General features: G+C 61.3%; 17 protein-coding genes and 1 tRNA gene. 11 read left to right on the plus strand and 7 right to left on the minus strand.

Annotation, left to right across the window (positions count from 1 at the left end; translation table 11 throughout):
* Nucleotides 1-171 precede the first annotated feature (171 nt).
* The 5 genes from ACFSOZ_RS08475 to rnd all read left to right on the plus strand — a co-directional run bounded on the left by ACFSOZ_RS08475 (nt 172) and on the right by rnd (nt 5786).
* Entirely contained in the window at nt 172-942 is a 771-nt protein-coding gene (locus ACFSOZ_RS08475) for an L-iditol 2-dehydrogenase (protein ID WP_379095927.1), read from the plus strand.
* Nucleotides 943-981: 39 nt separating this feature from the next.
* Nucleotides 982-1995, plus strand: a complete 1014-nt coding sequence (locus tag ACFSOZ_RS08480) for a zinc-dependent alcohol dehydrogenase family protein (RefSeq protein ID WP_379095929.1) — start codon at nt 982-984, stop codon at nt 1993-1995.
* 154 nt (nt 1996-2149) lie between these two features.
* On the plus strand, nt 2150-3157 hold the full coding sequence (locus ACFSOZ_RS08485; RefSeq protein ID WP_379096081.1) for a LacI family DNA-binding transcriptional regulator: 1008 nt from the start codon (nt 2150-2152) through the stop codon (nt 3155-3157).
* A 157-nt stretch (nt 3158-3314) separates the two neighbouring features.
* Complete coding sequence (locus tag ACFSOZ_RS08490) at nt 3315-4559, plus strand: MFS transporter (RefSeq protein ID WP_379095931.1); 1245 nt, start codon at nt 3315-3317, stop codon at nt 4557-4559.
* 75 nt (nt 4560-4634) lie between these two features.
* Nucleotides 4635-5786: a ribonuclease D gene (rnd, locus tag ACFSOZ_RS08495; protein ID WP_379095932.1), complete on the plus strand. Its 1152-nt coding sequence runs from the start codon at nt 4635-4637 to the stop codon at nt 5784-5786.
* Nucleotides 5787-5851: 65 nt separating this feature from the next.
* Here the strand turns inward: rnd and ACFSOZ_RS08500 are convergent, their stop codons facing one another.
* Genes ACFSOZ_RS08500 through guaB form a run of 3 tightly spaced genes read right to left on the minus strand, consistent with a single transcriptional unit; the run spans nt 5852 to nt 8372 of the window.
* Nucleotides 5852-6271: an MAPEG family protein gene (locus tag ACFSOZ_RS08500; protein ID WP_379095934.1), complete on the minus strand. Its 420-nt coding sequence runs from the start codon at nt 6269-6271 to the stop codon at nt 5852-5854.
* 24 nt (nt 6272-6295) lie between these two features.
* A complete protein-coding gene (locus ACFSOZ_RS08505) occupies nt 6296-6919 on the minus strand; it encodes a hypothetical protein (RefSeq protein ID WP_379095936.1) in 624 nt (207 codons plus the stop codon).
* Entirely contained in the window at nt 6870-8372 is a 1503-nt protein-coding gene (gene guaB, locus ACFSOZ_RS08510; protein WP_379095938.1) for an IMP dehydrogenase, read from the minus strand. The genes ACFSOZ_RS08505 and guaB overlap by 50 nt, the downstream gene beginning before the upstream one ends.
* A 292-nt stretch (nt 8373-8664) precedes the next feature.
* On the opposite strand from guaB, the gene ACFSOZ_RS08515 reads away from it, so the two are divergent.
* A complete protein-coding gene (locus ACFSOZ_RS08515) occupies nt 8665-10086 on the plus strand; it encodes an MFS transporter (protein WP_379095940.1) in 1422 nt (473 codons plus the stop codon).
* Nucleotides 10087-10102: 16 nt separating this feature from the next.
* On the opposite strand, the gene ACFSOZ_RS08520 is transcribed toward ACFSOZ_RS08515, so the two are convergent.
* Both ACFSOZ_RS08520 and ACFSOZ_RS08525 read right to left on the minus strand, forming a co-directional pair.
* Nucleotides 10103-10900: an RlmE family RNA methyltransferase gene (locus ACFSOZ_RS08520; RefSeq protein WP_379095942.1), complete on the minus strand. Its 798-nt coding sequence runs from the start codon at nt 10898-10900 to the stop codon at nt 10103-10105.
* Nucleotides 10901-10922: 22 nt separating this feature from the next.
* The gene (locus ACFSOZ_RS08525; protein ID WP_379095944.1) at nt 10923-12269 is read right to left on the minus strand and encodes a Ppx/GppA phosphatase family protein; all 1347 of its coding nucleotides are present in this window, start codon (nt 12267-12269) and stop codon (nt 10923-10925) included.
* A 378-nt stretch (nt 12270-12647) separates the two neighbouring features.
* Between ACFSOZ_RS08525 and ACFSOZ_RS08530 the strand changes: the two genes are divergently transcribed.
* From ACFSOZ_RS08530 to ACFSOZ_RS08545, 4 genes are all read left to right on the plus strand, one after another.
* On the plus strand, nt 12648-13580 hold the full coding sequence (locus ACFSOZ_RS08530) for a lysylphosphatidylglycerol synthase domain-containing protein (RefSeq protein ID WP_379095947.1): 933 nt from the start codon (nt 12648-12650) through the stop codon (nt 13578-13580).
* Between the two features lie 188 nt (nt 13581-13768).
* Nucleotides 13769-13842 (plus strand) — tRNA-Gln (locus tag ACFSOZ_RS08535).
* A gap of 279 nt (nt 13843-14121) precedes the next feature.
* Nucleotides 14122-14313, plus strand: a complete 192-nt coding sequence (locus tag ACFSOZ_RS08540; protein WP_379095949.1) for a hypothetical protein — start codon at nt 14122-14124, stop codon at nt 14311-14313.
* Nucleotides 14314-14938: 625 nt separating this feature from the next.
* Nucleotides 14939-15361 (plus strand): CBS domain-containing protein, encoded by a 423-nt coding sequence (locus tag ACFSOZ_RS08545; RefSeq protein WP_379095952.1) that lies wholly within the window; start codon nt 14939-14941, stop codon nt 15359-15361.
* Between the two features lie 1006 nt (nt 15362-16367).
* Here the strand turns inward: ACFSOZ_RS08545 and ACFSOZ_RS08550 are convergent.
* Nucleotides 16368-16586 (minus strand): hypothetical protein, encoded by a 219-nt coding sequence (locus tag ACFSOZ_RS08550; protein WP_379095955.1) that lies wholly within the window; start codon nt 16584-16586, stop codon nt 16368-16370.
* Between the two features lie 175 nt (nt 16587-16761).
* On the opposite strand from ACFSOZ_RS08550, the gene ACFSOZ_RS08555 reads away from it, so the two are divergent.
* Nucleotides 16762-17721, plus strand: coding sequence for an IS1595 family transposase (locus ACFSOZ_RS08555; RefSeq protein ID WP_379095958.1), 960 nt, complete (start codon nt 16762-16764; stop codon nt 17719-17721).
* A gap of 240 nt (nt 17722-17961) precedes the next feature.
* Here the strand turns inward: ACFSOZ_RS08555 and ACFSOZ_RS08560 are convergent, their stop codons facing one another.
* On the minus strand, nt 17962-19419 hold the full coding sequence (locus tag ACFSOZ_RS08560; RefSeq protein ID WP_379095960.1) for an ATP-binding protein: 1458 nt from the start codon (nt 19417-19419) through the stop codon (nt 17962-17964).
* Nucleotides 19420-19459: the final 40 nt, after the last annotated feature.

Genomic DNA, 19459 nt, shown 5'->3' on the forward strand with positions numbered 1-19459 from the left:
GAAGAGCCTCCCATTGCAACAGGCCTGGAGGATGCACGGATCCGCCACAGCGGGTCCGTGCGTTTCTCAGGCAGCGTCAAGGATTCGATGGGCCATTTCCCATGACGTTGCGCCGGTCGCCATCTGGCCCTCTGATAGCGTTTTCAAAAACTCACGGAATTGGAATTGGAAATGAAACTGAACAGCAAGATTGCCCTGATAACAGGCGGGGCGCGCGGCATCGGCCTGGGTTTCGCGCAAGCCTTTGCGCGCGAAGGCGCCAAGGTGATAATTGCCGATATCGACATCGAGCGTGCCACGCGGGCCGCCGCCGCGATCGGTCCGGCGGCCAGCGCAATCCAGCTTGACGTCACCGACCTCGATGCGATCGACAGGGTCGTGGCGGAGGTCGACCGCGATTTCGGCGGCATCGATATCCTGGTCAACAATGCAGCCATCTTCGACATGGCGCCGATAACCGACATCACCGAAGCGAGTTATGACCGGGTGTTCGCCATCAATCTCAAGGCGCCACTGTTCATGATGAAGGCGGTGGCCAATGTGATGATCGCGCGCGGCCGCGGCGGCAAGATCATCAACATGGCGAGCCAGGCCGGTCGCCGCGGCGAGGCGCTGGTGACGCTTTACTGTGCCTCCAAGGCAGCGATCATTTCGGCCACGCAATCGGCGGCGCTGGCGCTGGTCAAACACGGCATCAATGTCAACGCGATCGCGCCCGGCGTCGTCGACGGCGAGCACTGGGATGTTGTCGACGCGCACTTCGCCCGTTGGGAAGGTCTGAAGCCGGGCGAGAAGAAGGCTGCCGTGGCCAGTTCGGTGCCGATCGGCCGCTTCGCGCAGCCCGAGGATATTGCGGGGCTCGCCGTGTTCCTGGCGTCGACCGACAGCGACTATATCCTGGCGCAGACCTACAATGTCGACGGCGGCAACTGGATGAGCTGATGCGCCCGAGCCGCGTCGTCAGGGACAAGGGAGACTGACATGAAGGCCATCCGATTTACCGCCGCGGGCGTTGCCGGCATGGCGGAGCTTGAGATGCCCGCAATCAAACCGGGCCACGCTTTGGTGCGGGTCCGCGCCGCCGGGCTTTGCCATACCGACATCGAGGTCCTGCATGGCCGCTACGGCGACGGCGCGTTTCCGCTGGTCCCCGGTCACGAATACGCGGGCACCGTCGAGGCGGTCGCCAGCGATGTCACCACCGTCAAGCCCGGCGACCGGGTCGCTGTCGATCCCAACATCCCGTGCGGGCATTGTCCGGCCTGCAGGAAGGGCCTGACCAATCTGTGCGCCAGCCTGAAAGCCTATGGCGTGACCGAGAATGGCGGCTTCGCCGAGTTGAGCATGGTTGCCGTCGACCATCTGCACGGGATCGGCGATCTCAACTTCGCCACGGCGGCACTCGCCGAGCCGCTCGCCTGTGTCCTCAATGGTCTCGGCGCCGCCGGGATCGGGGCCGGCAACAGCACGCCCGGCACCGCGCTGGTCTTCGGCGCCGGACCGATCGGCCTGCTGCTTGCTCTCTCGCTCAGGGCCAAGGGGGTCAAGAGCGTGGCGGTCGCCGACATCAGCGAACAACGCCTCGCCTTCGCCGAAGCGCTCGGGCTGGAGCCGTTGGTGTCCGGATCGCAGGCGCTGTCGGCGCGGGCACGCGGGTTCGATTTCGTCGCCGACGCCACCGGTGTCGCCAAGGTGGTCGAAGGCATGATCGGTTTCACCGCCGATGGCGGCACAGCGCTGGTTTTCGGCGTCTGCGCGCCCGATGCCAGGATTTCCGTCGCCCCGTTCGAGATTTTCCGCCGGCAGATCAAATTGGCGGGATCGCACTCATTGAACCGCAACATCCCGCAGGCGCTCGACATTCTCAGCCAAGACGACGGCACGATGGCGCGGCTTGTCAGCCACCAGCTGCCGCTATCCGAACTGTTGCCGTTCTTCGCCAAAGGCAGTGGCGACCCAACGACCATGAAAGTACAGTTTTCCTCCGACACGTAATTTCAAGCAGTACAGCCGCGCCCATGGGGCACAGACGGTCTCCTGCGCTCGGAAAGAAACATTCCACCTCCTTTCCGCGAAAAGGTGACTCAAGTAGACAGTGGCAACGGCAGTTCGAGCAGGGAGCCCATGAATGGCAAAGACGATCAGGACGATGGAGGACTTCTCGGCCTTTGTCGGCTTGTCTCGCACGACGGTTTCCAAATATTTCAACGATCCCAGTTCGGTCAGGAAAAACACTCGAAACGTGATCGAGGCCGCGCAAAGGAAGTCCGGCTTCCGGCCGAGCATGTTCGCCGTCAATCTCAATCGCCGCCGCAGCAACATTCTCGGCGTCATCATTCCGAATTCGACGGATCCGTTTTACATGGCGCTGACGCGTCGCATCGAAACGATCGCCAACGAAGCCGGTTTCCTGGCGTTTGTACTGTCTTCCGATGGACGTGCCGAAATGGAAGACCAGGCGATCCAGACGTTCAAGTCGATGAACATTGCCGGTGCCATCATCGCGCCGCTCGGCGTGCAGTCCCATCACCGGATCCTGGCCGAACTTGGATCGAGCATCCCGCTGATCTATGTCGACTCGCCGCTTGACGAGACCTCGTCCTTCGTCGGTACCGACAACAGGCAGAGTTTCAGGCTCATCGTCGACTATCTCTGCAGGTCCGGCGAGCCGCCCTGCTATTTTGCCATGCCGCTGGTCAACAACAATGCCTCGGCCCGACAGGACGCCTATGTCGAGGCCATGCAGCAGTTCAAGATGACGCCGAGCATCGTCCCCGTCGTCGACGTGCGATCGTGGGATTTCGAGAAATTCGGCTTTGACGAAGCGCTTCGTATCCTGAAGGGGCAAGGATTTCCGACCAGGACCGTGCTTTGCGCCAACGACCGTGTCGCCTTCGGCGTGATCGCGGCCGCGTATCAGCTGGGCCTGAAGGTGGGCCATGGGGCGGACTGCGACGTGCGGGTCGCGGGACACGACGATCATCCCCTGTCGCGCTACGCCTGCCCGCCGATCACGACCGTTGCGCAGAACTACAACGAGATCGGCCGCCTGGCGATCGAACTTCTGCTGGAGCGGCTGGATGAAAAATCCTCGGCCAAACCAGACAATGGACGCATCCTGCTCAACGCCGAACTGATGCTGCGAAGCTCGGCCTAGCAGAGGCAAGCGGGCTGAACGCAAAAGCAAAGGGCCGACGATCTCCCTTATTTCGCAGCGTGGTTGTCAGCGTGGCCGAGCCTCCGTTGGAATTGCCGCTGGTGTTGGTGGAGCCGATGGTTCAAGAAGGATCAACGACAAGCGGTTGTTTTCCTTCATGTCCTCCATCCGCCCGCTGATCCCGCTCCTGCTCGCTGCTGGCATCCTGCTCGGCGGCAATGGGCTGCAGAGCACGCTGATCGCGCTGCGCGGCGCGCAGGAAGGGTTTTCCGCCTCCGACATCGGCCTGATGGGCACCTTCTACTTCGCTGGCTTCCTGCTCGGCTGCCTGGCAATCACCCGCATCATGAAGGCGGTCGGTCATATCCGGGCATTTTCGGCGCTGGCGGCGATCGCCTCGGTCGGCACCCTTTTGCTGGTGCTGGTTCTCGATCCGGTGATGTGGTGCGCGGTGCGCTTTGCCGGCGGCTTCTGCTTTGCCGGGCTGTTCACGATCGTCGAAAGCTGGCTGAATTCCGGCGTCAGCAACCACGACCGTGCGCGCGTGTTGGCGATCTACCGGATGGTCGACACCGGTTCCGTGACCGGCGCCCAGTTCCTGATCCCGATCTTCGGCGCCGGCGGCTTCACCATCTTCGCCATCATGTCGATCATGATCACGCTCTCGCTGGTGCCGGTCTCGCTCGGCGACCGCTCCAACCCGACGCCGCCCGAGGACGTCAAGCTCGACCTGGCACGCGTCTGGCGGATTTCGCCGCTGGGCTGCTTCGGCTGCATGGCCGTCGGCGTCACCAACAGCGCCTTTCGCACATTGTCGCCGGTCTATGCCGAGCAGATCGGCATGTCGGTCGCCGATGTCGTGACCTTCGTCAGCGTCGGCATCTTCGGCGGCGCCATCATCCAGTATCCGCTCGGTTACCTCTCCGACCGCTGGGACCGGCGCCGGGTGCTGTTGATAACCACCTGCTGCGCGATGTTTTCAGCACTGGCGCTGGTGTTCATCGCCGGCAGCAATCCGCTGCTCAACTTCGTCATCATCTTCATCTTCGGCTGTTTCGCCATGCCGCTCTATTCGCTGTCGGCGGCGCATTCCAACGACCGCGCCGACACCGGCGAGTTCGTGCTGATCAACGCAGCTTTGATGCTGTTCTATTCCTTCGGCGCCATTGGCGGGCCGTTCGCCGCCTCCACCGCGATGCAGTATTTCGGGCCGAGCGCGCTGTTCGTGTTCAGCGCCGTCGTCTACGCGATCTTCATCGCCGTCATTCTCTACCGGATGCAGGCCCGCTCCGGCGTGCCGGCAGGCAAGCGCAGTCGCTTCACCGCGCTGTTGCGCACCTCGACGGTTTTCGCGCGGCTGGCAAGAAGAAACAATGATTCCGATGAGCCGGGATCCTCATGACGTTGGCGCCACAGCTTGACGAAAGCGCTTCCGGCTGAAATCTAGGAAGACCTTACTCCTGCCAAAAGCGATTTGATGCACGTCATCACCACCCAGAAAGAACTCGAGACCGTTCTCGCCGCTTTCGAAAAGTCGGATTTCGTCACCGTCGACACCGAATTCATTCGAGAAACGACCTTCTGGCCGATCCTGTGCCTGATCCAGATGGCCGCACCCGGCGTGACGGCGCTGATCGATCCGCTGTCGCCCGACATCGACCTGAAGCCGTTCTTCAAGCTGATGGCCAATGAAGCCGTCGTCAAAGTCTTCCACGCCGCAAGGCAGGACATCGAAATCATCGTCCATCTCGGCGATCTCGTTCCGCATCCGGTGTTCGACACGCAAGTGGCGGCGATGGTCTGCGGCTTCGGCGACAGTGTTTCCTACGATCAGCTCGTGCAGCGGATCACCGGCGCGCGGCTCGACAAGTCATCGCGCTTCACCGACTGGCGCCACCGGCCGCTTTCCGACAAGCAGCTCGACTATGCGCTGGCCGATGTCACCCATTTGATCGAGGTTTATCAGCACCTCAGCGCCGAGTTGGAGCGGGAAAACCGCGCTCACTGGCTGAACGAGGAAATGGAGGTCCTGACCTCGCGCGAGACCTATGATCCGCATCCCGAGGACGCCTGGAAGCGACTGAAGATGCGGCTGCGCAAGCCACAGGAACTGGCGATCGTCCAAGGCGTGGCGGCATGGCGCGAACGTGAGGCGCGCGAACGCGACGTGCCGCGCGGCCGCGTGCTCAAGGACGATGCGATCTACGAGGTGGCGCAGCAGGCGCCGCGCGACTCGGCGGCCCTTGGCAAGCTGCGCACGACGCCGAAAGGCTGGGAGCGCTCCTCGACGGCGACGGCGCTGCTTGGCGCGGTCAACACAGCACTGGCCTTGCCCAAGGAGCAGATGCCGAAGCTGCCCAAGAATTTCCAGCCGCCCGAGGGCTCGAGCGCGGCGGCGGAACTGTTGAAAGTGCTGCTCAGGATCGTCGCGGAAAAGGAAGGCGTCGCCTCGAAAGTGCTGGCCTCCAGCGACGACATCGACCGCATCGCGGCCGAGGGCGAGGAGGCCGACGTCCCCGCCCTGCAGGGCTGGCGGCGCGCCGTGTTCGGCGAGGCAGCGCTGAAGCTGGTGCGCGGCGAGATCGGCATCAAGTTCGACAAGCGCAAGATTGCGGTCTTCGACCTGTAGGCGGTTTACCCCCGCCCGCTTTGCGGAGCGGCACCCCTCCCCACAAGGAAGGGGTGCGCATATGCTCAGACGGCTCCGAGCAGATGCAGCGCGAACCAGATCCAGGCCAGCGCCAGCACAACCGCGCCGAAGAAGAAAGAGCGGCTGCGCAGCCGCAGATTGTTGCTCGTGAGATGAACCCAGGCGTGGAAATAGCGCGACGCGACAAAAATCCACATCAGCGCCAGGGTCAGATAGTTGACGCCATTGGTCACGTGCAGCGTCAGGCACAGCACGTAAAACAGCACCGGCAATTCGAACTGGTTGATGAGGTTGCTGGCAACGGTGATGCTGGAGGCCGGCTCGGTCGAGCGCACCTTGTACTGACCAGGCTTGGCTTCACCTGACCTGATCGCGCCGTATCTGCGACGACCCAGCACGACGTAAACAATGTAGATCAGCAACACATGCGCGAGCATCGGCCAAAAGATCGTGGTCTGATTCATGAAGTGCCCCTGCCCCGTTTGGCGTCAAGCCTGCTGTCTCTGGCCCGCCAGCCAGAAAGCGGCAATGACGATCAACGGGAGGGCGAGAAGGGCGAATTTGGTGACGATCAGCGCCGAGGCGAGAGACAGCGAATCCGGATTGGCCGACAGGAAATCGGACAGCAGGCGCGCCACCGCGATGTTCTGGGCATAGTCGGCCAGCGTGTAGGGCAGCACCAGAATCAGCGCGAAGATCGACTGCAGCTGCCCCGGCAGCACACGGAAGTTCTTCAATCGCCGGCCGGTGGCCAGGATCAGGCTGACCAGTGTCACCGACAACAGCGCTGGGAACAGCAAATCGAAGGTCAGATAGTGCCAGACGAGAATGATCTCGCCACCGCGCCGGCCGAGCGCCGTCAGCCAGGCCATGCCTTCGTCCGGCGTGAAGCCGAGAAAGCGCATGTCGAGTGACGCCAGGCCGCCGCTCAACTGGCGGAAATAGAAGAATTCCAGCACCGTCATGGCGATGAAAACCGCCGCCGACAGGAAACAAAGCGCGGCCGCGTGGCGTGACAGCCGCAGGATCGTTGCGGTCAGGCTCCGCCCGAGCCCGTACGGATCAGGCTCCGCCGGGATAGTTCGGGCTTTCGCGGGTAATCGTGACGTCATGGGCGTGGCTTTCACGAAGTCCGGCGTTGGATATGCGTACAAAAGTGGCGCGTTCGCGGAAATCGGCAAGGTCGCGACCGCCCACATAACCCATAGCGGCTTTCAGCCCGCCTGCAAGCTGGTGCAGCACGCCAGACACAGGTCCTTTGTAGGGAACCTGCCCCTCGATGCCTTCCGGGACCAGTTTCAGCGTGTCGCGCACCTCGGCCTGGAAGTAGCGATCGGCGGAGCCGCGCGCCATGGCACCGACCGAACCCATGCCGCGATAGGCCTTGAAGGAGCGGCCCTGGTGCAGATAGACCTCGCCCGGGCTTTCATCGGTGCCGGCCAGCAGCGAACCGATCATCGCTGCACTGGCGCCGGCGGCGAGCGCCTTGGCAAGATCGCCGGAATATTTGATGCCGCCATCGGCGATCACCGAGACGCCTGATTTGCTCGCCGTCTCGACCGCCGACATGATGGCCGAAAGCTGTGGCACACCGACGCCGGCAACGATGCGGGTGGTGCAGATGGAGCCCGGGCCGATGCCGACCTTGACGGCGTCCGCCCCGGCATCGATCAATGCCTGCGTGCCTTCGGCGGTAGCGACGTTGCCGGCCAGGATGCGAACCGAGTTGGAAAGCTTCTTGGCGCGCGTCACGGCGTCCAGCACGCGCTGCGAGTGGCCATGCGCGGTGTCGATCACCAGAAGGTCGACGCCGGCATCGATGAGGCGTTCGGCACGTTCGAAACCGTCATCGCCGACGCTGGTGGCGGCGGCGGCGCGCAAGCGGCCCTGAGCGTCCTTGGTGGCGTGCGGGTTGAGTTGCGACTTCTCGATGTCCTTGACGGTGATCAGCCCGACGCAATTGCCCTGCTTGTCGACGACGACCAGTTTTTCGATGCGGTGCTGATGCAGGAGACGCTTGGCCTCGTCCTGGTCGACATTCTCCTTGACCGTGATCAGATTCTCACGGGTCATCAGTTCATAGACCTTCTGCGACGGATCGGACGCAAAGCGCACGTCGCGGTTGGTCAGGATGCCGACCAGCCGACCGATCTTCTGGCCGCCGGTGCCGCCATTCTCGACCACCGGAATGCCCGAAATCGAATAGGTGCGCATCAGCGAAAGCGCGTCTGCAAGGGTGGCGTCCGGACCGATGGTGACGGGATTGATCACCATGCCGGATTCGAACTTCTTGACCTGCCGCACCTGCTCGGCCTGCTCGGCCGGCGAGAAATTGCGGTGGATGACGCCAATGCCGCCGGCCTGGGCCATGGCGATGGCAAGCCGCGCTTCAGTGACGGTGTCCATAGCCGCCGACAGGATCGGCACATTGAGGTCGATGTCGCCGGCGATGCGGGTGCGGACATCGGTCTCGCCAGGCATGACCTCGGAATGACCGGGCTGCAGCAGCACGTCGTCAAAGGTAAGCGCCAGCGCGCCGGTGGACGTTTCGATGATTTTTGCCATGGCCAGTCCTCGGAATACAGAAAAAGCGCTTGACCAGAATGGACAGCGCCGACTCGTCTTCTTCCCTTTCAGGATTGGCGCTGGCTCGTAACACGTCCCGCGGCCGATGAAAAGCCGATGATTTCACGCTCCCGGAAAGGTGACGTCTTTGCCGAAAGGAACGCCACCTACGGTTGCCGGTCGCACAAAAGTGACAGCAAATTAATGCGACATCCCGGCGAAGGCATGGTAACCGCCCGCCTCAAGGCCGACATGCAATCGGCAACGCAACATGAAAGTCTGGACGCGTTCCTTGAATCGCACCATCCCGCTCATCCTGGCGGTCGCCCTGTTCATGGAAAACATGGATTCGACGGTTATCGCCACATCGCTGCCGGCGATTGCCGTCGACATCCACACCAGCCCGATCGCGCTCAAGCTGGCGTTGACGGCCTATCTGGTGTCGCTGGCGATCTTCATTCCGATCAGTGGCTGGATGGCCGACCGCTTCGGCGCCAAGAATGTCTTTCGCGCCGCTATCGCGGTCTTCATCGTCGGCTCGATCGCCTGTGCGCTTTCCGGTTCGCTGCCGGCCTTCGTGGTGTCGCGCTTCCTGCAGGGCATTGGCGGCGCCATGATGACGCCGGTCGGACGACTGGTGCTGGTGCGCGCGACGCCGAAAAGCGAACTCGTCGCGGCGATGTCCTGGCTGACCGTTCCGGCGCTGGTCGGGCCGCTGGTCGGGCCGCCCGTCGGCGGCTTCATCACCACCTATTTCACCTGGCACTGGATCTTCCTGATCAATGTGCCGATCGGCCTGATCGGCATCTGGCTGGCGACCCGTTTCCTGCCGGAGACCGAACCGACGGCGAACCCGCCACTTGATTTCATCGGTTTCGTGCTGAGCGGGCTGGCGGCGTCCGGCGTGGTGTTCGGCCTGTCGGTGGTCAGCCTGCCCTATCTGCCGCCGATCGTCGGCATCGTCACAGTGGCGGTCGGCATGTCTTCGGGCGCGCTCTATCTGCTGCACGCGCGCCGCGCCAAAAATCCGCTGCTCGCGCTCGAATTGTTCCGCAACCAGGTGTTCCGCTCTTCGGTTCTCGGCGGCTCACTGTTCCGCATCGGCATCGGCGCCGTACCGTTCCTGTTGCCGTTGATGTTCCAGATCGGCTTCGGACTGACGCCCTTTCAGTCGGGCATGATCACCTTCGTCTCGGCGATCGGTGCCATCGGCATGAAATTCGTCACCGCGCTGATCTTCCGCGTCGCAGGCTTCCGCCGCGTGCTGGTGGCCGGCTCGCTGGTCGCCGCGGCGTCGATCGCCATCAACGGCTTTTTCACCCCCGAGACCCCCTATCTGCTGATGCTTGCCATGCTGCTCGTCGGCGGCTTCATCCGCTCGATGTTCTTCACCGGCGTCAATGCACTTGCCTACGCCGAGGTTTCGGCTGAGGACACCAGCAAGGCGACGCCGATTGCGGCTGTCTCCCAGCAGCTTTCGATCGCGCTTGGCGTGGCGGTGGCGGGCGGCATCCTGGAAGTGTCGACGACCCTCAATGACAGGTCGCTGACGCTGGCGGATTTTCACACCGCGTTTTTCGTCGTCGCCGCGATTTCCGCCGCCGCGTCGCTGTCGTTCATACGGCTGGCGCCCGATGCCGGCAACGCCGTCTCAGGCCATGGCCGGCTGACCACACCGAAGACGCTGGAAACGGCGAGCCCACCCGGCAATTGAAGCGGCTGGCTCAGGCTCAAGTTTCGGCGTCCCCCTGCCCTTCGCTATCGCGGCGGGCGCTCGAGGCCTTCGGAACGTCCACTGGACGTTCCGATCCGCCTGACGGCGGACCGGCCTCTCGCCCTTTGAAGTCCTTCGCCAGCAGATAAAGCTCGACCGATTCATCACGCGACGCCGGCGGCTTGACGTGATGGACCGAGCGGAAGTTGCGCTTGAGCATGGAGAGCAGTTCGTTTTCGGCGCCGCCCTGGAAGGTCTTGGCGAGGAAATGCCCGCCCGGCTTCAGGACCGAAAGCGCGAAATCGGCGGCCACCTCGCACAGATGCATGGTGCGGATATGGTCGGTTCTCTTGTGGCCGGTGGTGGGTGCCGCCATGTCGGACAGCACCACATCCGGATCCCCACCCAGCGCCTCGGCCAGTTTTTGCGGCGCCAGCGGATCGAGGAAATCCATCAACAGCACCGGCGCGCCGGGCACCGCATCCATTTCCAGATAATCGATGCCGACGACATGCGGCTTGTCGGCCGTCGATTTCGTGCGCGCCGCGGCAACCTGGCACCAGCCGCCGGGAGCGGCGCCGAGGTCGATCACTTTCATGCCGGGCTTCAGGAGATGGTGCTTGTCGTCGATCTCGATCAGCTTGTAGGCCGCGCGCGAGCGATAGCCATCCGCCTTGGAACGCTGGACATAGGGATCGTTGATGTGGCGCTGCAGCCAGCGGCGCGACGATTCCTTCAGGCCGCTCTTCTTCTTGATCCGCGTCTTCAGCACGCGAATGCTGGCAGAGCCTGGTTTTTCCGGTTTCTTGGTCATCGCTTATTTCTTCGGTTCGGGCTCATGCTCTGCTGCGCCCATCGTTGCGCCAGACGCCGTCATCGGCCATCAGCTCGCTCAATATGCCCTCGCGCAGGCCACGGTCGGCGACGCGCAGTCGCTCCGACGGCCACACCGCACGGATCGCTTCCAGTATGGCGCAACCCGCCAGCACCAGGTCGGCGCGATCGGCACCGATGCAAGGGTTGGCGCAGCGCTGCTGGAAATCCCAGCCGACCAGTTTCTCGACCATGCGGTCGACGCTGTCGCGGTCCATCCACAGCCCGTCGACACGCCGGCGATCATAGCGTTCGAGGTCAAGGTGGACGCCGGCCAGCGTCGTCACCGTGCCCGACGTGCCGAGCAGATGGAAATTCGGGCTAGTCTTGAGATGGCTCAACCGATCACGGCCGTCGAAGCTGGCCAACCGGCCGGCGACATCGTCGACCATGGCGGCAAAGATTTCGCGTGTCACCGTACGGCCGCCGAAACGCTCGGCCAGCGAGACGACGCCGACCGGCAGCGACGTCCACGAGACGATATGGTTGGCGAGACGCGGCGAACGGCGGCCGGCGAGGTCGATCAGCGCGATTTCGGACGAGCCGCCGCCAATATCGAACAGCACGACGCCCTGCGTGTCGCGCTCGACCAGCGAGCCACAGCCGGAAACCGCCAGCCGTGCCTCGGTCTGGCGGTCGATGATCTCGAGCTTCAGGCCGGCCTCGCGCTCGACGCGATCGAGGAATTCGACGCCGTTTTCGGCCGAGCGGCAGGCTTCGGTGGCGATCAGCCGGGCCTTCCGGATCTTGCGGTTGCGCAATTTGTCGCCGCAGATCTTCAGCGCCTCGACCGCGCGGTCCATCGCCGGCTGGCCAAGCCGGCCATTGGCGGTGAGCCCCTCGCCCAGCCGGACGATGCGCGAAAAGGCATCGATGACGCGGAACTGGCCCTGCCGCGTCGGCACGGCAACCAGCAGCCGGCAATTGTTGGTGCCGAGGTCGAGCGCCGCAAATACGGGAAGCTCCTGCAGCGGCGGCCGACGGGTGCCCTGTTCGTGCCGTGCCGGCACAGCGGCGGGCAGGACCACCAAATCGGGCAGTTTGGCCGTTTCCGCCGCCGCAGGGGTGCCGGGCACAGGCGATCGATTCTCTGTGCGATGCGCTTCATCGCGCGCAAAAACCTTGCGCCCGCGCCTTCGCTTGCGCCGCTTCTTCGGCTTGCCCTTCTGGGGATTGGTAGCGTCGCCCGCCTGCCCGCCGGCGGAGCGGGACTCCGTCGGGCGGCCTTGCCGCCACGAGCCAGCTGGCCCTGGGGAAGCGTTGGACGCACCCACCTCCGGCGCCCCGGCGCCGGTGTCGCGGTCTTCCACTGTCGTTCCTTCCGGCGCCGCGCGAACCGACAACGGACGCAGCAGGCGCTTTGACGTGTTTTAAGTTGCCGCCAGACTAACAGTGCCGCGCCCGATCACCAAGAGCCGCTGGCCGAATTTTGCCGGCTGGGCGCGCGAACCGCCATTGCGGCCGCGCCGCGCAATATACCCGCAAGCCTGGATTGGTAGGCGCAATCCCGGCTGGCGCCCCTTCCAGCCTCCCTCGACGCGGACAAATCCGCCAGCCGCCGGCGCGAAAAGCGTTGGCGGTTGAATAGCCGGCTTCAATGAGGCATTTCTGAAATGAGCGGAAGAATCCGGCGCAACCGGCCTCTCGACAGAAAAGGAAACGGATCGGTAACGCATGGCAGTCAGGCAATGAACTGGAGGCGCTATTTCTGGCCGGTCGTCGGCATAGCGGCGGTGATTTTCTCGCTGCTGCTGCTCTGGCACGAACTGCGCGGCATCTCGCTCGACGATGTCTGGGACGGCATTACCGCGATTCCAGCCCGTGGCTGGATCCTTGCCGCGCTGAGTTCGGTCATCGCCTATGCCTCGCTCGCCGGCTACGACCACATCGCGCTCTTGCATATCGGCAAGAAGGTGTCGTGGCTGTTCGTCACTTTGTGCTCCTTCACCACCTATGCGCTGTCGCACAACATTGGCGGCTCGGTGTTCTCGGGCGCCGTCATCCGCTACCGTGCCTACGGCACCAGGGGCCTGACCGGCCAGGATGTCGGCATCCTGGTGGCGATCTGCTGGATCACCTTCGTGCTGTCGACGATCCTCGCCTCCGGCCTTGTGCTGGTCTTCGAGCCTGAGATTCTCGACCGGTTTTCCGGTATTGCCCATCACGGCCTGTCGGAGGCGGCGGGGATCTTGATGCTGCTGCTCGTCACCGCCTATATCTTCGGCAGCTGGCTGCATCTGCGCCCGCTGAAGATCGCCAGCTTCCAGTTGCACTATCCGGCGCTACCGATCGTCGCCCGGCAGCTGTTGATCGGCCCGATCGAACTGCTGGCCGCCACCGCGATCATCTTCTTCGCCCTGCCCGTGGCCCACAATCCCGGCTATTTCGTTGTGCTCGGCGTCTTCCTTGTCTCCTTCTCGATCGCGCAGATCTCACACGCGCCGGGTGGGCTCGGCGTGTTCGAAGTGGTGTTCTTGGCGGGGCTGTCCGACATGGATCCGGTCGGCGTGCTGGCGGCGCTGCTGGTGTTCCGGCTGTTCTATTTGATCATCCCGCTCTTCCTCGGCCTCGGTATCGTGCTGTTCTTCGAACGCTCGCAGTTCAGCCGGACCGAGAGCTGAGGCGTGGCCACCGGGCATCTCCCCGTTCACGTGGAGAAGGTTCCAGCAGGCGGATGAGGGGCAGCAGAAACTTCTGCGATTGCCCCAATTGAACTGCCGAGCAGGCTTGACTATTTTCCGCTGGCGGCTACAAGGCAGCGCTCAAGCGGCTCAGCCGCTCGGCCCTCGCGGTTCATGACCGCGCCTGCTGGGGAATAGGTTAACGGTAGACCCACGGACTCTGACTCCGTTAGTCCTGGTTCGAATCCAGGTTCCCCAGCCAAACAAAATCAAACACTTAGCTGCCAAAACCGCTAAAAACCATGTTGCTAGCCTCGAAATGCGCCGATCGGAGGGCCGATCTTCGGCGACAAATGCGCAGGACGGCTTCTGGGCTTTTTCAGCAATGCTTCACCTCGGGGAGTCTCGCTGCGTGCACATTGGATTGTCAGGCGGTATGCGCTGTGGCGGCCTGACCTATTTTCCCACCCCGGGGCAAATGTGATTTTGTGGTCGGCACCAGACAGGTTACGCTACGTCTTCAACGATTGAGGAGGAGACGATGAAAACATTCCTCGCAATAGCCGCCGCGCTGACCCTGTCCGTATCCGCCGCCTCTGCGGATTGCCCGGCGCATATGAAGGTACAGGCAGCGGTCGACACGCAGAAAACAGCGAGCGTCGAGAAGGCCGATATGTCGAAGGCTGCGGACACTCAAACCATAAAGAAAGAAGTGCCGGCCAAGACCGAATAGCGGCACGCTACCCCGATCCCACGCAGCTTGTGTGCGGCCTCTGCCAGGCGCACCGACCAGTCCTGCGCCTATGCACTCTGTGGCGGCAGTGGCGTTGTATGCAGCGCGCGTCAGTGAGACCGACATTGTGTTGCCATAGGCCGCCCCACAAGATCAGGCTAATCTCCTGCAGGCCTTGCGTCCGAAACCAATCACTCAGCCACGATCAGCCCGTGAGGCGTGCCCGAAACAACGTGCAGCGTCCGCCAGGCGCGACCTGGAGATATCCCGGAATCCAGCCTCGGTCACCCACGCGCGATACTGACCTTCAGTGTACGATTCGAAGCGGCCAAGGTTCTGCTGAGAGCAAGGAACTAAGACGATGGAATACCGAATAGAGCCAGCCGGGTTTGCCGACCGCTGGTGCGTTAGATGGCGGAGGTCTTCCTCGCCACGCCATGATCTCACTAAGCGGCTCTGTTGGCTGGAAATGGACGCATGACAACCAAACCGCAAAAAATGGTCATCGGCGACACCGATGACCATCTTAAAACGCGGGTCTGGATGATGGCCTCTGGCAGTCAAACCCCGCCCGCGTTAAAATGGGACAGGGGGACATTCACCAACCCAGCAAGGGAGGTCCGCCATGAAAGTCAAAGACGCTATGCATAAGGGTGTCGATTGGGTCAGCCCCGAAACCGATGTCACCGAACTGGCGAAAATGATGCGAGCCCAGGATATCGGGTCGATTCCCATTGGAGAGAACGACCGACTGATCGGAATGGTGACCGACCGCGATATTGTCTGCAAAGGACTGGCGGACGATGGTTTCGACGGCCGCACGGCAACGGCGCGCGATGTCATGACGACCGGCATTCACTGCTGCCGCGAAGACGACGATCTGGCTAAGGCCGTACGGCACATGGAAGAACTGAAAATCCGCAGGTTGCCTGTGATCAACAAGAATATGCGGATGGTCGGCATCCTTAGCGTCGGCGACGTCAGTCAGTCGGCACCGAGGGAAATGGTGTCCGAATACGTCAAGAGCGTTTCCGCCCATCACCACTGAAGGGCGGCACGCCCGTGCCGGCGCGCTGCGGCCAGAGCGGCGGCAGAGATGTCCGGTCAACCGGGCCGACGCCGACACTTCATGCTACGCGGTCCCGCCATCGCTTCACCGAAACGCGCGCTGGCGGGACACGGGAGGCGCGTCAGAAATCCTCTGCAAAGGCGCGCGTCGCGCGTCCTGGTGTCCGCCCCTGTGGCCGGCGTCATGCCCGCCGCGTCGAGTCCGTCGCTGAGAATGGCGGCTGCGCCGGGCTGAGGCTGAGGACGTCAGCGACCTAGAGTAGCGCCTCGGCCCCTCAAATGTTCCTCTCGAAGGTATGAGCCACGATCGGATCTGGCGCCGATAGCTCAAATCCTTTTGCTGCCATAAAGGTCAGCACGATAGCCACAGCTATCGATGCAATCACGGTGGTGGTGCGGGCTAGACTTCTCACTATCTTCACTCAACAAAGCAGCGCGATATTCCCAGCAAAATCTCTCGGACAGTAGGTCCGCCGCACAATGTTGGGATGCTCATCGCGGGTTGCAACCCCGCACCCGCGGGCATGTCACCTGAACGTTAGCGTCGAGGGCAACCCTAGCGCCTCTTCACCTTCGGCGTGATCTCCACGGGCCCAAGCACAAAAAGCCTCGCTGCTCCATTTGCGAAGCGGCGAGCCCCAGCATTTTGGTAGGCTAAGAAGCAAGTGTCGTTTGATCAACTTGGAGATTGGGGGTAGGCGGCACCCGCAATGGAAGTAGGTCCGAGCCGCATCGCTAGATTTCAAGGATGCATGAAATCGCCTATAATTCGCCAGCCGGCGAACCCTGTTTGCTGGTTAGGCCCGGCGGTCAAAAATCCCACCCCCGCCCTGGCCGCTGGGCCGCTCGCCTTAATGTTTCCATTTAGAGCCTCGCAAAGCGAGCGTTTCTGCGGGCCGCTGTCCTAATACCGGCAAAGCGTCCCGCGCGCGTCTTGGCGCCTCTCGCTGAGCCGGATGGGGCGTTCCAACGGCCGATGCCGTCGTCTATCGTTCGAAAGTCGGTTTCCAGTCGTGATTGCTCTTCGCCTGGATACCCTCATAGTCAGGAATGACGGTGAAGAACACCCGGCGCCGACCGCAGCCGGCAGCATTGCAATCCGAGCAGCCGAAGAGACTGACGAGATCCCAATGCATCGAGCCGTGATCCGGCCCCAGCCTGTCGATCAGTGCCTGGATATCGAGCTTTGTCGACTTGCAGCACATCGGTGCCCGCAATTGACATACATGGTCTCGCGGGTTGCCAGGGTGTCGGAAAGGGTCTTTTGAGGCATGGCGATCTCCGTTGAAGGGGTCGCCGCAACGAAGGATTATATTCCGCATATTATACTTGACGTACCCACGCAATCGGAATAGGTTGATTCCATAAGGAGTTAGACCGATGTCCGTGCTTTCAGACCGCCACTTTCACGACGAAGCCGCCGCCTACAAGTTCGTAGAGGCCAGGATTTGGCCGAACGGCCCGACTTGCCCGCATTGCGGTGGCGTGGAACGCATTTCCAAGATGGAAGGCAAGAGCACCCGCATTGGCACCTACAAGTGCTACCAGTGCCGCAAGCCCTTTACCGTGAAGATCGGCACCATCTTCGAAGCCAGCCACGTCAAGCTCAACCATTGGCTACAGGCGATCTTCCTTATCGCTTCGTCCAAGAAGGGCATTTCGAGCAATCAGCTTCACCGCACCCTTGGCGTGACCCTGAAAACCGCTTGGTTCATCTCGCATCGCATCCGGGAAGCCATGCGGGACGGCCAGCTTGGCCCGCTTGGCGGGAACGGCATGATCGTAGAGGCCGACGAGACCTACTACGGGCCGACCAAAGAGAAGCGCACCATGACTACCAAGGGCCGGCCCTTCACCAAGAGCGGCAAGACTGGCCCGTCAAACAAGCGCGCTATCCTTGGCCTAGTCGAGCGCGGCGGCAACGTCCGTACCTTCCATGTTGTGCAGGCGACCAAAGTCAATGTCGCGGCGCTGGTGACTGAGAACGTCCACCACGAAAGCACCCTCTACACCGACGAGAGCAACCTCTATCACGGCATGAAGGACCACTTCGCCGCTCACGATAGCGTCAAGCACACTGGCGGCGAGTACGTCCGCTACGAAGGCGGCGCTGTCATCCACTCGAACACCATCGAAAGCTATTTCTCGGTGTTCAAGCGTGGCATGCGCGGCACCTACCAGCATTGTGCCGAGAAGCACCTGCACCGCTACCTCGCCGAATTTGACTTCCGCCACAATCAGCGCGTAGCCCTTGGCGTGAACGACGAAGCGCGGGCCGCTCGCATCCTTGATGGTGTCGTCGGCAAGCGCCTGACCTATGAAACGACTAGTGCAAGGTGAGGCACCCTATGGCGTCTGGCGACCGTCCAAATACCGCCCGAAAGCCGCCCGGAAAAAAGACCGGAAAGCTTAGTCAGAAAGAGCAATCCGAGCGGTTTAAGGAAGCCGCTCGGGAGCTAGAGGCGGACGAAACAGGCGCTGACTTTGAGCGCGCGATGGCCCGTTTGCTAGCCAGAAAAAAGACAACCGATTGAAAAATAACAGGTTTCCAGTTTTCGTGATTTTCGCGTGAAATAAGATTTATGTCGCCCAGATGGGCAGGTACTTCGCAAACTTTTTGCCCTGATCTTCGTCCAGCGGCCTGATAAAGCCAGCTGCAATCGTGTCGTTTATGACGTTGGTCACCGCCGACGATTGGTTTGAATTCAGCCCTAGCCGTCGCCGTAGACTGCTATTCGTCATTGGCGAACCGTCCAGTTTGCATAGCACCGAATGTTGATAGCAAGCGCGCACCCGGTCCTCTTTTGTCATCGATCCGAAATCCGTGCGCTTATACATCGTGACGATTGTCGAGCCCTCGATAATTTGAAACATCGGAGGCGCTTGCATGGCCTGCTCAATCGCCCAGCAGGCGCGGTCAACCCCACTCCCGCGATCTTCGCAGAACCCTGCTTTGCGCATCAATCCTGCCAGTTTCTCGTTTCGAGATTTTGAAGGCGCATCAATCATCCTGATCGGAGTTACCAAAGACTCGCCCACATTGGTTATCTCGATCTTGTCGTCGTAGATCTCAATCTTAGGGCCGGAGCCGGCATCGATGAAATCTTGGTGGATTAGGGCATTCGCTACAAACTCTCGGATAGATATCTCGGGATAGAACGTTTCCCTCTTCCGTATACCGTGTAAGAATATCTCCTTCCCGGATATCTTTTCATTTATGTATTGTAGTATCTTAGGGAACGAAATGACATACCCGTACTTCCCGGTTACGTCATCCAGCCCAACTAACTTGTTTGTTCCTTTGTAGATAATTACTCTAGGCGACTTATGCGCCACCGTACGAAAGCGACTCAAGTCCTTGGCTGCTGCGATAACCATCAGGTTTGTTATGTCATATCCGCCCTGAAGATTATCAATGATAAGCCCATCGGACAGCAGATTTTCTAGGATGTTTATGTCAGTCAAGGCTGTTGATGAGTAGATGGCCCTTGCCAAACGCTGACAATAGAATTCAGCAAATATCTGGTCCCTCGTATAATTAGATGCCGCAAGACCATCCTCAAACGAGAACCTGGAGGTCAGCTGCCAGAGTGTTCGCTCTTTCTCAGGGTAATCCTTCAGCTTTCTAGTCGACGATTTTACCCTTATATACTCGACGTTCTTGAATAGAACAGGCCTATCGTAAGTTGGTCCTATTTCAATGATCTCGACACGCTTACCGTCGACTTCGCAATGGCTGAAGCCGATGTGGATGGTAGGCGTAAGCATCTTGTGCAGCCAATTGAGAAGCACCTCGTTTCCGACCTTCTCCGTCTCAAGGCGGACTTTGGTTCCAATCACTGCATGATCGCTGTCCCTAATCCCATAGAGCATGTAAGCTTTGTTTTTGTTGTGCAGCATGGCCGAATTGGCTAGGGCAGATATATACTCGCCAACATCGTCTGGACTTACGTTGTCTTTCTTGAATTCAAACCACTCCTGTTCGGTGTCGTAGCCGATCAGCGTAGAAACCAAAGCTTGTGGATTAGCGAGCCCCATCCATCCGATTTACCAGATCGGCACGTGAAGACACAACCGC

This window comes from Mesorhizobium newzealandense (assembly GCF_042682145.1).
Taxonomy (GTDB): domain Bacteria; phylum Pseudomonadota; class Alphaproteobacteria; order Rhizobiales; family Rhizobiaceae; genus Mesorhizobium; species Mesorhizobium newzealandense.

Excerpts from the sequence above, each read along its gene's own strand:
- ACFSOZ_RS08475 (WP_379095927.1), top strand. The coding sequence starts at position 172 with ATGAAACTGAACAGCAAGATTGCCCTGATAACAGGCGGGGCGCGCGGC.
- ACFSOZ_RS08480 (WP_379095929.1), top strand. The coding sequence starts at position 982 with ATGAAGGCCATCCGATTTACCGCCGCGGGCGTTGCCGGCATGGCGGAG.
- ACFSOZ_RS08485 (WP_379096081.1), top strand. The coding sequence starts at position 2,150 with ATGGAGGACTTCTCGGCCTTTGTCGGCTTGTCTCGCACGACGGTTTCC.
- ACFSOZ_RS08490 (WP_379095931.1), top strand. The coding sequence starts at position 3,315 with ATGTCCTCCATCCGCCCGCTGATCCCGCTCCTGCTCGCTGCTGGCATC.
- rnd (WP_379095932.1), top strand. The coding sequence starts at position 4,635 with ATGCACGTCATCACCACCCAGAAAGAACTCGAGACCGTTCTCGCCGCT.
- ACFSOZ_RS08500 (WP_379095934.1), bottom strand. The coding sequence starts at position 6,271 with ATGAATCAGACCACGATCTTTTGGCCGATGCTCGCGCATGTGTTGCTG.
- ACFSOZ_RS08505 (WP_379095936.1), bottom strand. The coding sequence starts at position 6,919 with ATGACGTCACGATTACCCGCGAAAGCCCGAACTATCCCGGCGGAGCCT.
- guaB (WP_379095938.1), bottom strand. The coding sequence starts at position 8,372 with ATGGCAAAAATCATCGAAACGTCCACCGGCGCGCTGGCGCTTACCTTT.
- ACFSOZ_RS08520 (WP_379095942.1), bottom strand. The coding sequence starts at position 10,900 with ATGACCAAGAAACCGGAAAAACCAGGCTCTGCCAGCATTCGCGTGCTG.
- ACFSOZ_RS08530 (WP_379095947.1), top strand. The coding sequence starts at position 12,648 with ATGAACTGGAGGCGCTATTTCTGGCCGGTCGTCGGCATAGCGGCGGTG.
- ACFSOZ_RS08540 (WP_379095949.1), top strand. The coding sequence starts at position 14,122 with ATGAAAACATTCCTCGCAATAGCCGCCGCGCTGACCCTGTCCGTATCC.
- ACFSOZ_RS08545 (WP_379095952.1), top strand. The coding sequence starts at position 14,939 with ATGAAAGTCAAAGACGCTATGCATAAGGGTGTCGATTGGGTCAGCCCC.
- ACFSOZ_RS08550 (WP_379095955.1), bottom strand. The coding sequence starts at position 16,586 with ATGTGCTGCAAGTCGACAAAGCTCGATATCCAGGCACTGATCGACAGG.
- ACFSOZ_RS08555 (WP_379095958.1), top strand. The coding sequence starts at position 16,762 with ATGTCCGTGCTTTCAGACCGCCACTTTCACGACGAAGCCGCCGCCTAC.
- ACFSOZ_RS08560 (WP_379095960.1), bottom strand. The coding sequence starts at position 19,419 with ATGGGGCTCGCTAATCCACAAGCTTTGGTTTCTACGCTGATCGGCTAC.